This window comes from Gilvimarinus chinensis DSM 19667 (assembly GCF_000377745.1).
GTDB lineage: Bacteria > Pseudomonadota > Gammaproteobacteria > Pseudomonadales > Cellvibrionaceae > Gilvimarinus > Gilvimarinus chinensis.
Genome location: NZ_KB898707.1, coordinates 89,478 through 102,825, shown reverse-complemented (window position 1 = coordinate 102,825; position 13,348 = coordinate 89,478). Strand labels below are relative to the sequence as shown.

6 protein-coding genes are annotated in these 13,348 nt (G+C 51.4%); 4 read left to right on the top strand and 2 right to left on the bottom strand.

Going from position 1 to position 13,348, the window contains the following annotated elements; all coding sequences use genetic code 11:
* Position 1: 1 nt before the first annotated feature.
* Together D568_RS0106345 and D568_RS0106340 are read right to left on the bottom strand one after the other, a co-directional pair.
* Positions 2-1,990 carry a hypothetical protein gene (locus tag D568_RS0106345; RefSeq protein WP_020208748.1) on the bottom strand — a complete coding sequence of 663 codons (1,989 nt, stop codon included), beginning with the start codon at positions 1,988-1,990 and terminating at the stop codon, positions 2-4.
* 72 nt (positions 1,991-2,062) lie between these two features.
* On the bottom strand, positions 2,063-5,746 hold the full coding sequence (locus D568_RS0106340; protein ID WP_020208747.1) for a TonB-dependent receptor domain-containing protein: 3,684 nt from the start codon (positions 5,744-5,746) through the stop codon (positions 2,063-2,065).
* 346 nt (positions 5,747-6,092) lie between these two features.
* Here D568_RS0106340 and D568_RS0106335 point away from each other — a divergent pair, with 346 nt between their 5' ends.
* From D568_RS0106335 to D568_RS0106320, 4 genes are read left to right on the top strand one after another with little or no spacing between them, the layout of a single operon-like run.
* The gene (locus D568_RS0106335) at positions 6,093-9,533 is read left to right on the top strand and encodes a HEAT repeat domain-containing protein (protein WP_020208746.1); all 3,441 of its coding nucleotides are present in this window, start codon (positions 6,093-6,095) and stop codon (positions 9,531-9,533) included.
* Between the two features lie 18 nt (positions 9,534-9,551).
* The gene (locus D568_RS21010; protein ID WP_020208745.1) at positions 9,552-10,208 is read left to right on the top strand and encodes a putative glycoside hydrolase; all 657 of its coding nucleotides are present in this window, start codon (positions 9,552-9,554) and stop codon (positions 10,206-10,208) included.
* A gap of 20 nt (positions 10,209-10,228) precedes the next feature.
* Positions 10,229-10,927, top strand: coding sequence for a 3-keto-disaccharide hydrolase (locus D568_RS0106325; RefSeq protein ID WP_020208744.1), 699 nt, complete (start codon positions 10,229-10,231; stop codon positions 10,925-10,927).
* 1 nt (position 10,928) lies between these two features.
* Complete coding sequence (locus D568_RS0106320; protein ID WP_020208743.1) at positions 10,929-13,307, top strand: PVC-type heme-binding CxxCH protein; 2,379 nt, start codon at positions 10,929-10,931, stop codon at positions 13,305-13,307.
* The last annotated feature ends 41 nt before the right edge of the window (positions 13,308-13,348 follow it).

The window sequence follows — 13,348 nt, the reverse complement described above, 5'->3', positions numbered from 1 at the left end:
ATTAGGGTAGTTCGATTAAACGCACATTATCGATACGGAAGTTCATTCCTCCACTCCAAACGTTAACTCCTAACCGAAGTTCAAGATCACGCGATTCCCAATCGTTCACACCGCTGTATAGGTCGGGATCGAAGATCATGGCCATGTGGTTCATGTTTTCACGGACTTCGAAAACGCCCTTAAAAGGAGCTCCTTGCACCGTTTCACCGGTTATCGGGTCGATAATAGATGCACGTATTTTTTTATTGCCAGCCTCGGGAAGGCCATCCGCCACCAAATCGTAAGTAAGCAGGTAACGGCTGCCATTTTTGATCGTACCTGCTGCGAGTGGAAGTGTGCTTGAACGGTCTTGAAGTTCACCTGTGTTTAAGCTCGCACTACCTGAAATCGGACCGTCAGTGGAGATACTGCCGCCTTCCTGAAGGGTCCAGTCGCCAGCGCCGTTCTCGAACGTAGCGTTGTCTTGGCTAATCAGATTGTTGCCTGGATCAGTTGAGTACTTGTACAGCATAAAAGCGTCGTACTCCGCAGCGCCGACTGCAGCAGGTGCGGTGACCGTGATCTTGGTATTTGCCGCGCCCTCGAAACGAGTAGCAAACGTACGCGGGTTGGCTCCGTGGGCAAACCAAGCCTGCGGGTTTAGCACTTTGCCGGTTTCTTCACCAACGTCGCCGGTAACCCACATAGGGTAAGCACCCCAAGAGTTTCCGTGGGCGCCACGGGCCTCAATGATATAGCCGGCACCTTCTTCCAGAGCATTGCCCGGTAAGGCGGGGCTAAGCTCGTCACCGGCTAGCATAGAGGCAAAAGCGCTACCATCCACATTGAGTCCAAGCGCTGAAGCGGTCGCAGCGCTGACGCCGTCCGTTGCGTTCCATCCGTCTAAGCCGCTTTCAAAGCTGCCATTGTTCAGTATTTGTTTGACGGCTTCGCCAGTCACTGAAATTTCCACGGTGTTGGTAACGGTATGATCCGGATCGCCATCGCTCAAATCGTAAGAATAGGTAAAGGTTTTGGTTTCACCTGTTTCCACAAACGTACCAAAATCGATACCATCGATGGCTAACATCGTGCCCTCGGAGCGGTTAAAGTGCAGCGCCGGGCCGCCGTCAACCGGTGCAATTGAGCTCCAGTCGATTTCAATTGCATCGCCGTTGGGCTCGAGCACGGCACCTGGGCTGGCAAGGTCAACCATCTTCAACGCACTGTTGGTGCTGACGGAAGTCATAACCGGGCCTAAAACCGCGGGTGGCGCCGCTTGTTCCGTAGTTTTAGCTACTACAAAAGTCGCCGTGCGGGGCAGGCTGTGATTATGGTCATGAACGTTGTAGTTATTGTCTCGGAAGACAGCGACTTCTCCCGGGCCAAGCTCTGCCAGAATAGCCGGTGTGTCCAAGGTTAGCGTTGCGTTGTCAGCGTCTAGAGTGTACAGCGCGGAAGTTAAATCGCCAGAGGCGACAAAATCCGACACCCACAAAGGCTCGTCGTCTGGGTCGTTCACGCCCTCCACTAAGTCGATTTCAGTGGTGGGGTTTTTATCATCAATTAACACAAACAGATCGTCGAACTCCGGTGCAAAATCTTCACCGTTAACTGTTACGGTCATTTTACGCTGTACGGTCGCTTCTCCATCGGTAATGTCGTAAGAGAAAGTAACTGTTCTGGACTCGCCGTTATCGAGTTCCAGCGCAAGATCGGTTGGGCGAATACCAATTCGGGCTTCGTTTACCTCAAAACCTGTTAAATCTTCGGTATCAGCGGTCAGGTTTTTAACATACAGAATATCGGCATCTGGGTCGTATGAACCTTCAGTTAAATATTGAGTGAAGTACGCGTCTTTTTCGTGAAAGTTCAGAACGATATCATTGCCAGCGACAGGGGCGGTGTTTGGCCCTTTATCGGCATTGCGGTTGTAATCATCACTGCCACAACCGGTAACCGAGGCGAGAATAGCACTGACGAGTAATGTTTTTTTATTCATGAGTTTCATAGTTTACACCGTATTTTTTTAAGATTTCGGTGCAGGCTGTACCTGCACCTTTCTCTAGTGTCTTAGTTATTGTTAGAAGACCATGCGCAGACCTAAGCGGAAGGTAGTGCCCACTTTGTATGCGCTTACGGTACGGTCGGTTGGTGCGTCGCCGTCCAAGGGGTTACCTTCTTCCATTGCGACGTAGCTAATGCTGCCGTCCTCGGCGACTTGCTGTTCAACTTGCAGTTCGCGGTTCGTGTAGTAGGTGCGATACAGGGCGTCGGTCAAGTTAATGGCCTGGAAGGTCAGGTCCATATTGTCGTTAATGGCGTAGGTGGCCGATAGATCAACTGTATCGCGACCTTCATTCCACAAAGAGCCCTGGAACCAAGTGCGGCCACGCTGGCCGGTGCTCCAGTCGTTACCGACCAGCGAGTCGGACGAGCCGCGATAGCTTACGCGAACCTGGTGACCATCTTGCTCCCAGAACGCGGTTAAGTTGTAGGTGTGCTCGGGAGTCTCGGCAACTGGATAGGTTGGCAGCAGACGATCAGGGTCGATACTGGAGAAATCAGCATCGTATTCACTGTCTTGATAGGTGTAGTTTGCCTGTATCCCTAAACCGCTTAAGAGGTAGCCGGGCAAAAAGTCGTAGGTTTGCGTATAACCCAGCTCCAGCCCGCGAATCTCGGCACCTTTACCATTAACCAACTTGTTAATGTTGAACTGGTTACAAAGTTCTTCATAGTTGTCTGAGTAAGCTAGCGGGCCGCCAAAACCAGATTGTGTGGTAAAGCGAATCGGCATACAGCCCTCTAAGCCGCTGTTTGGCTGAGATGAGTCCGCCAGCATGATAAGGTCATCAGCACTAAACGTGCCCTCTACATCACGCACGTCAGTGATGTAGGTTTGCGCCGACTCTGTATCCGTAAAGTTGCTCATGTCTTTATAGAACAGAGCTGCGCTGATCATGGAAGTGTCGTTGAAATACCATTCGAGCGACAGATCCAAATTGTTGGATTCCATCGGATCTAACTTGGTGTTGTACATATTAACCGTACCGGGGTTTGATGGCAGAGTGCCCCAGTAGGTCGCCCAAAGCTCGTTAATGCGGAAGCCGGGGCGCAGTTCATCGATGGCGGGGCGTGTCATGGTTTTTGACAGCGCCATACGGCCGATCAGGTCTTCGCTAAAGAGATAGTTCAAGTTCAGGCTTGGTAGAACGTTTTCGTAACTGTGGCTATTTTCGGTGGCAAAGGAGCCAATGGATTTATCTTGCTGATTAAGCACAGTGTACTGATCGATACTGCCATTATCGATAGTGCCGTCCCATTCGATGTTGGGAGTTGTTAGCGAGGAGTCCCAACCGTTGTTGCGGCTGGTGCTTACGTCTGCATAACGCCATAAGTTGTTCCAGGTGGGGCGGTACGGATATTCGTCCTGGTTAAACCCAGGCTCTTGTGAGTCGATGGCCCATTGCGCGTACACTGGATCGTGACAAGGATCTTGCACGCCGTCGCCATTGGGGTCAAACATCGGCATAGGTGTCCAGGTGCTTGGGTCTGGTCCTGCTGAAGTATCCCATCCAGTGCCGTCGATACGAGAGAATTTGTTTTCGTAGGCGGGAATTTGATTAAAACGTTCAGCAGGATCGTTAGTCCAGTTAGAAGGTGTGGGACACTCGGGTAATGAAGTATCGCGAAGTTGCATCAAAGTTAAAGAAGAGAACTCTGATTCATCAGCGTTGTCCGGGAAGTCGTGATATACCGCACCCGAAGCACCAACGGCTTCAACTTCGGTCTCGACGTAACGCACCCCGATATCACCTGTTAGACGATCATCGAAATACGAAAAATTGAACTTCAGGTAGAGGGCTGAGGTATCCAGTGTGGTTTCGCGCGTGTTACTTGGGTCTACGTTGCGCGATAGTTCAGGATCGCCCACCACGGTGTTATAGGCCGCTTCAACGTCGATGGGCGCCCAGTTTAAACTTGGTAAGCCCAGGGTGCTTAGAAAGTCATCGTACGCCAAAGAGTCACTTCGTTGAAAATCGATCGCACGGATGTCCGACAAAGCACCGCCTGGAATTGATACCGGGTTGCCAGCCGAATCAAAAATTATTTCCGATGTGGTGTTAGAGTTGTAGGTGTAGTTTTGTTGATCGACGAGTTTTTCACGCTGGCTTATTTTGCCTCCAAACTCGATGGTGGTAATACCAGCAAAATCTAAATCGTAATCGAAGTCCAGTTGCACATTGCTGATGGTGTCTTCTACGGTTACGTCGGCTTCTGAAATACTGCCTAAATGGAAACTGTTTAAGTCATTTGGGTTGAAGCCGGTGTAAGCGGTATTATCGTCAGAGCCTGGCAAAGGTAAGCCAGTTTCTGGGTCGGTGAAGTCTAAAAGGTTGTCACCCAGGTCGACGTAGCTGCTACCAAATACTGGGGTGCAAACATCGCCATGACATTGATAGCCTACTGGTTCAATTTCTTGACCTGCTTCAAACAGAATGTTGGAAGGTACTTGTTTCCAGTTTTGCATGTTGGTGTAGCGGCTTGGTAGGCTCTCAGATGTACTGCTGGAGTAACCGGCCATGGCCGACATGCGAAACTTGTCGGTAATTTCTTGTTCAAAGCGAAGGGTGGCGCTAGCATTTTCTTGCTCATTGCCACCTTCGGAGCGGGTTATGTCGCCAATGCTATAGCGGTTAACTTGTTCGACTAAGGTAAGAGTATTGGTATCTACGGTCCACCAATCTTCTTGAGGGTCGGTAAAACTAGCGACCTGATCGGGGTAGTTTTGGCTCCAATTTTGATTTTCGATCAAGTTTGGGTCAGTACCCATGCGCAGCGAAAAACCGTCATAGTTTTGTTCGGTTGTTTGGTTGGCATAGGTCGCGTCAAAGCTAAGCTCGGTACGGTGGGTGGGAGCCCATTGTAAGCCTACGGTACCACCGTAGCGTTCACTGGAATTATCAAAGAGCTCATAGTTTATGCCGCTTGGAGTAAGCGCACGGATTCCAGAGATGATATTGCCATCTTGGTCACGTGCAATATTTATATCTTGTTCTTCCCATTTTCCTGTTCGATACTGATCTTTTCGATAATCGTTGGTTTCTGTATAAGCGGTTAAGGCAACACCAAAAGTGTCATCAAGAAACTTTTTAGAGCCCGCCAATTGCAGTTTGTAGTTATCTTTTTCACTAAAGTCGTTGTAGCGCCCCTGAATCGTCGCGGTGAACTCGTCATCGGCTTTGTCAAGCGGACGCACGGTGACCAGGTTCACGGTCGCCCCCAGCGAGCCTTCGTCTTGGTCTGCGCTAGGTGTTTTAATCACCTCCAGTTTAGAAAGAATATCCGATGAATAAGCGCTTAGATCGACCGCCTGGCTAAAGTCAGTGGAGGTCAGTTGTTGGCCGTTCAGAGTAATGTTGTTTTGGTTCGCACCAGCACCACGGACGGTAATGGTCGAGCCTTCACCATCTCGGCTTACCACGGAAACACCGGTAACGCGACCCAGAGCATCGGCAATGTTTTGGTCGGTGTTTTTACCCATATCCTCAGAGTTAATGGTATCCATTATCTGCTGAGCATCGCGTTTATTGTCGATGGACTTTTGCAGCGCGCCGCGGATACCACGAACCACGACTTCTTCAAGTACCAGTTCATCGGCAGCAGGGTCTGAATCTGTTTGAGCGTAGGCGCCTATCCCGTGGCTGGCCAGTATGGCAGCCGAAAGCGCGGTCAATTTGAAGCGTTGGGTGATGTTAGACATCTCTGACCTCTCTGATTGTTCATTATTTTTATGCTTTAACCGCCAAAACTATGACGAAGATTAGCAAGTAGGGCGCGGTTTATCGGTATTAGCCCGCATTCTTTGTGTCCCAATGTAGATAATCGAAGATAATACAATCATTGTCAATAGAAGATTGTATACAAAATGGGTGTGGGATAAAGTATTAGAAATGGCGGACGCAAATCGACCAAAGTTCGGATTCGGGGTGAGGGTTATTATGTCACTCTCTTCAACCGACTTTGCGCTCAAGAATCATAAGCTTTAATAATTAAATTTTGGCTGTTAATAGCTATACGTAAAAGTATAACTATGTGGAGAATTGATAATGATAAAAAAAAATACCCTTGGGGGCTTAGTAGACCATCTTGTACCGATTCGCTGTTTAATCTTATGTTGCGGCTTGCAACTTTCACCGATAACACTTGGCGACGGTCAACGCTTGGACAAGGTGGTTCAGTTAAGCCGTGAGGATGTGCATAGATCGGCTTTAGACGTGAGTCGGCAAACACCAGTAGAGCTCGAGCATTCACTGAGCATAGACCTTTGGGCTGATAATGAGTTATTAGGTGATCCTGTCGCCCTGAGCATGGACTGGCAGGGTAATGCATGGGTAGCAGTAACTAACCGCAGCAATAATTCTGAATTTGATATTCGTGGCTGGCCCCAGTGGCACGCCGATACATTGTCGTTTACTTCGGTGGCCGAGCGCGCTGAATTTTTAAAACAATTCTTTGCTGAGTCCAACAATTTGGGGCCGGACGATGTCCCCGATCGCAATAGCGATGGGAAGCATGATTGGCGCGACTTGGCGGTCATCAAAGAAGAAGTGTTAAAAGTATCTGACACCGATGGAGACGGGTACGCCGATCGGGCTCAAACCGTGTTAGAGGACTTTTCATCGCTGGTGAGTGATGTGCTGGGGGGCGTTTACTACGATAACTCCACCGACTCGGTCTATTTAACCGTCGCCCCCAACGCCTGGCGCGCTAGTGACAGCACCGGCGATGGCTATCTGGATCAGAAAATGTCCCTGGCCGAGGGTTTTGGCGTACACATCGGCTTTAGTGGTCATAATATGTCTGGGGTCACTAAAGGCCCTGATGGGCGTATCTACTATGGCGTAGGCGACATCGGTGCCGACATTACCGATTTGGAAGGCAAGCGTCACAAGCACCTGCACGAGGGAGTGATTGTGCGCAGTGAGCCCGATGGCAGCAACTTTGAGGTTTTTGCCACAGGCCTGCGTAATACCCATGAATTTACCTTCGACAAATACGGAAATTTAATTAGCTCTGATAACGACGGCGATCATGCCGGTGAGTTTGAGCGGTTGGTGTATTTGATAGATGGGTCGGATACCGGCTGGCGCACCCACTGGCAATTTGGCAAATACACTGACCCCACCAATAACAGCTACAAAGTCTGGACCGATGAGGGCTACCACAAAAGCCGATTTGCCGAACAGTCGGCACTGATATTACCGCCGATTAAACCGTTCTACGGCGGCCCTACCGGCATGGTTTATAACCCAGGCACAGCGCTAAATGAGACGTGGCAAGATTACTTTTTTCTGGTTCAGTTTACCGGCTCGCCCGGCAACTCGGGTATTAACGCTTTTACCTTAGAGCCCGACGGCGCCGGCTTTAAGCTCGGCGAAGATAAAACCTTTTTGCGCGGCATCCAGGCGACAGGCCTGGATGTAGGCCCGGACGGTGCGCTCTATGCGGCCGACTGGGTCGATGGCTGGAAAGTTAATAATACCGGTCGTATCTGGAAACTGGATGCCGATACACCGCACTCATTGCGAGCGCAAACCCAGCAGCTATTGCAACAATCGTTTAACGAGCTGACCGCTACACAGTTAACGGCCTATTTATCCCACCCCGATCAGCGCGTGCGCAGTAAAGCGCAGTTTGAGTTAGCGGAGCGCGGTGACCAGCAAAGCCTGATGGCGGCCTTGACGGATGAGTCGCAACTGGGGCGTATTCACGCCATTTGGGGGTTGGGCCAGTTGGCGCGGCACGACCCACAGCTTGCCGAACCGTTAGTGCCCTTGCTGCAAGACACCGATGACGAGATCCGGGTGCAGGCCGCCAAGGTGCTGGGTGATACGCCTTATCCAAACGCAGAATCCGCGTTGCGTCATAATCTGACCCACCCTAACGCGCGAGTGCGGATGTTTGCCGCCCAGGCGCTGGGGCGCATTGGTGCGACCTCATCCTTCGCGGCGATTGTGGCGATGCTGCAGGACAACAACGACAGTGATGTCTACCTGCGCCAGGCAGGTGCCATTGCCTTGGCGCGTTTAGGGCAAGAGCAAGCCTTGGGTGAGTTAGCCGAGCACCCCTCGGTAGCGGTACGTGTGGCCGCGGTTATTGCGTTAAACCGGCTGGCGAGCCCGCAGCTTGCTAAATTTTTACAGGACGATAACCAGTATGTAGTAACCAACGCTGCCCGAGCTATTAACGACGCTACGTTTGTCGAAGAAGCGCTACCGGCGCTGGCTCAGTTGTTGCCCGCTCCACACTTTAGCAACGAGCCTTTACTGCGCCGTGCGATTAACGCCAACGCGTTTATAGCCGATGCGCAAAGTGCGCAGCGGTTGGTGGCCTTTGCATCGAACAAACAATATTCGGCGGTGGTACGCGCCGAGGCGCTCAATGCCTTAAGCGTGTGGCAAAAGCCGTCTGTTTACGACCGGGTGAGTGGTATTTACCGGGGTGAGCGACCTGCCGAGGCCACTATCGCGGTGGCGGCGCTTGAGCCTCAATACGCCAGTTTGCTTAAGGCTCCCGAGCCAGAGTTGCGCGAGGCGGCCGCCAATGCCGTGGGCCGTTTGGGTATCCGTGAGGCAGGGGCTACCTTGGCCGCTTTGGTGCAAGAAGACAGCGCGGCCGGGGTGCGCCGCGCGGCGCTGGAGAACTTGCACCGGTTGGATTTTAGCGACCTCAAAGCGGCGGTGTTTTTAGCGCTAGAAGACAGCGCCGAGAGTGTACGCCGCGCCGCGCTGGGTTTGATACCCGAGCTGGATATTGCCGTCGCCGACAAAGTGCAAATGTACCAGCTGTTGTTGCAAAAAGGCGGCTTTGGCGAGCAGCAAGAAACTTACACCTCGCTGGCAAAAATTAATGCTCCCGAAGCTGATGCTTTAATTGCACGGCAACTGCAAGCGTTGTTGGACGATCGTATTGCCCCCGAGGTACAGCTGGAGTTGGTGCAGGCGGCAGGCACTAAACAAAGCGCCAAGGTGCAAACATTGTTGCAGGCGTATCAGCAAACTAAACCCGCCGGTGATATGACCGCCCAGTATATCGAGACACTAAAGGGCGGGGATGCCCATATGGGCAAACTGTTTTTCTTTTACAACACCACGGCCCAGTGTATTCGTTGTCATGTGATGGGCGATTTTGGTTCACCAGTGGGGCCCGAGCTTACCGATATTGGTAGCCGCCTAACACGCCGTCAGTTAATCGAGGCGATGGTGGCCCCGGGCGCGCGGGTAGCCCCGGGGTTTGGTCGCACCAGCGTAACGCTCACCAGTGGAAAGGTGATAGAGGGACGTTTTATCGCCGAGAGTGATGCCAGTATCACGGTAGTGACCGACGCCGATGATGAAAAGGTCATCCCCCGCGAGGCCATTGTTTCGCAGAGCTTCTCAGGCTCCGGCATGCCGCCAATGGGGCTAATGCTCGAGAAAGAGAATGTCAGGGATATCGTTGAGTTTTTAGCAAACCAAAAAGGACAAAAAAATACTGTCGGACATTAATTGATATTGAGGTGAAACATGAAAACAATAAAACACATGATGACTATCGTCGCGATAGCCTGTTTAGCGTTAAACGCCAATGCCGAAGAACCGCTGAATCATAATATTTTTTATATTGATCAGGGTGAGGCTGTCAAACCCTGGGAGCTAAGCCTGCAGTTTGGACAGGTGTTATTGGAGAACAAAGCCGGTGCCACGGTAAAAAATAGTTTAGTAGCAGAGCCCGCTAAACGCGATAAAAACGGTGATGCTGTGCGTTTTACCTGGAACAAAAAGAAAGTGCTGACCGACTGGGGTGGTCAGAACGAAGCGGTGTCCACCGTTACCTTAATTAACACCTCTGGTTCCATCGACTTGGCCGAGGTTAAAGACCAGGCGGCCCTGGTGGTCGACCTTAAGGTGCTCGAACGGCCCAATGATCATGTGACTATGTCGCTTGAGAGCAACTGGGATTGGGAGACCCGGGCCTCTATTCCACTAAAAAGCGTATTGCGCAAGTTGCCAAAAAAAGAGTGGGTGAGCCTACCTCTGCCTTTACAATGCTTTAAAGGGGGGGATATTGACTTCACCAAGCTCACCTCTATGATGTTGTTGCATACTGACGGGAACTTAGAACTGGAAATATCTGGCGCTCGACTGGCGGCTTTTCCGCCCGAGAAGGTGACCTGCAACTAACAAAATAATAAGGATAAACGATGTGCAAATCGCTGCTTTCGGCCGTACTGCTGAGTGCGATGGAAAGCCTTTCTGTATCGGCCGAACCGGTCGATATTACTCATGATCAAAACCTGTGGATGAATGTATCGTCGTTTGGCGAGGCCCACTGGCTGGGTAGCGAGATACATCTTCTCTCAAGCGATAATTGGTTTTTGCTTACCAAAAAGCGCTACCGGGACTTTACTCTGGAACTTGAGGTGTTGGTTCCCGAGGTGGAGGGTGAGTTTATTAACTCGGGTATTATTTTTCGCGCGCAAACCGAGTATTCAGCCGATATTGATAGTCAGTTTGCCTACGGTTACCAGGCCGAGGTAGATCCTTCCGATCGCCGCTGGAGCGGCGGTTTATACGAGCAGGCGACCCCGCGGCAGTGGTTGTTTCCCGCGCACCCAGAGCGCTCGGCGCCAGGCGAGCACCTAAAAGAAAACTATTCGCCCGAGTGGACAGAAGAGAAAGCCGCCGCGTTTAAAGCAGGTCAATGGAACCATTACAAAATTAGCGCCCGTGGGCCCGACATAAAAATCTGGGTGAACGACGTGTTAACCACCCACGTTAAGGATACACACCTAAGCGAAGGCTTTATCGGCATTCAGCATCACGGCAGTCAGGGCTTTGCGCAAACTGGCGATACCGCCTATACCGTTAAATTCCGCAATATTTCCATCGAAGAGCACTAGCATGAAACTGCTAAGACGTATTGTGCCCGCCTTAAGCGTGGTTTTACTGGGCGCAATGACGGTCGTGGCCGAAGAGTCGGATACAGGCTTTAAAGGGGATCGCGACGGTCATGAAATGCGCGATGTTATCCCTAAACACGAAATTCCCGAAGCGCCGGTACTGAGCGTAGAGAAGGCGCTAAAAAGCTTTAACCTACAGCCGGGGTTTGTGGTGGAGCCCGTGGCTTCAGAGCCCAATGTGTTTAACCCGGTTGCCATGAGTTTTGATGCCAAAGGCCGGATGTGGGTGGCCGAGATGACCACCTATATGCCCGATGTACGCGGTAACGGGGAGATGAAGCCCGAGGGTAATATCGCTGTGCTCGAAGACACCGATGGCGATGGTGTTGTCGATAAGCGTCGTATTTTCCTTAGCGATATTATTTTGCCGCGCACGATTTCACTGGTGGAAGGAGGTATTTTTTACGCGGACCATACATCCCTGTACTTTACCGAGGTGCTGGAAAAAGACGGTGTTCTAACCCCGGGTATTCGTGAGGTGGTGGACCCGACGTACGCTGAGGGCGGCAATGTTGAGCACAAACCCAATACCATGCTCTACGGTATCGACAATTGGTATTACAACGCAAAAAGCAACAAAAAATATCAGACACTGCCGCTTAGGGCTGAGCTGCCAGAAGGTGGCGAAGAGATTTATCGCAATCAGTACTGGAAGTTGGTGCGCGCCGAAACGGATTATCGCGGCCAGTGGGGCTTAAGCATGGATGATTATGGGCGTCTGTATCACAACGGCAATAGTTCGCCTATTCATGGTGAGTATCTACGACCGGGTTCGCTGCGAAAAAACCCGGGTTATTGGCCCGAAATGCCGGCCCATTCTATTGGTGATATTTACGTTTATCCGGGCCGTATGAACCCCGGCATTAACCGCGGTTATATGGAGGGCATGCTGGTGGCCGAGGGGCCTGACCGCGGCAAGCTTGTAGGCTTCACCGCCGCCAGTGGCAGCCTGGTGTACCGTGGCAGTAATTTCCCGCAAAAGTTTTACGGTATGGGGTTAACCCCGGAGCCCGCCGCCAATTTAATCAGTGCACGTTTTATTAACGAAGGGAAAGGGGAGCTTACGGGCAAGCCCGTTTACCCCGAGCAAGAGTTGTTTACCTCGACGGATGAGCGTTTTCGGCCCGTTAATTTGTACAATGCGCCCGACGGCACGGTGTACATACTGGATATGTACCACGGCATCTTGCAGCACAAAGAGTTTTTAACCAGTTATCTTGCGGCGCAAATTGATGACCGCGAACTGGACAAAAACAATAACACCATAGGGCGTATTTACCGTTTGCGCTGGCAGGCCAATGACGCGGCTAAAGTGCCCAACCTAGCGGCGGCTAACAACGGCGATTTAGTTGCCTTACTGGCACACCCTAACGCCTGGCAGCGAGATACCGCGCGTCGGTTATTGGTAGAGCGCAATGCTAGGTCCAGTGCGACATTGATTCGCAAACAGCTTGAACAATTACAAGATCCTGTGGGCATTGTGAATAGTCTTTGGACCCTATACGGTTTGGACGAAATCGATCTTGCCACGGTTAAAGCTTTTATAAATAGTGAAAACGACCATGTGGCCATGGCGGCCGCTGCGGTCGGGGAATCCTTGCCCCAAAAAGATCACAAAACATATCACACGCTGTTGCTCAATCTCGCGCAGTCGGGTTATCCGCGCGCATTGCAGGCGGCTATATCGGTATCGGCCATTAAAGGTGGTACCGATGTGTCAAAGCAGGTGTTAGACACCTATCTTGAGAAACCCTACACCCGCAAGGCGGTTATCAGTGGCTTGGGCGACGATGCCGACGCTTTTATAGCCAGCCTTGATGGCGACTACCCAGATGCAGAGGTAATGTATGCACTCAATAATCTGGGCAGAAAACGTCAGGATGCTACCAACCGCGAGCAACTCTCCGCGGCGGGTAAAGCGCTCTATGACCAGGGCAAAAAACTGTACAATGGTCGCACCGCCTGCGCCGGTTGCCATGGTGAGCACGGTAATGGGGTGCCGGGGCTGGGGCCAACCTTTTGGAACAGCCAGTGGGTAAGCAATAAAGAGACCTTGGCTAAAGTCTTGTTACACGGCTTAAGCGGCCCAATTTGGGTGGATGTGCACTACTGGAATACCCAAGCGGTGATGCCGGGCTTTGCCGCTCGGGCGGATATTAGTGATAAGGGCTTGGCCGCTATTGCTACTTACATTCGCAACAGTTGGGGCAATACGTTGGATTCTGGCAGTGCCTATACCGAAGCTGAGGTTGCTAAGGTACGCGCTAAAACCGAAGGGCGAGCTACGCCCTACAAAGCAGCAGATTTTAACGCGCCATAATACGGTTAAAAGGAAATACGCTTACACGGCAACACGATTAA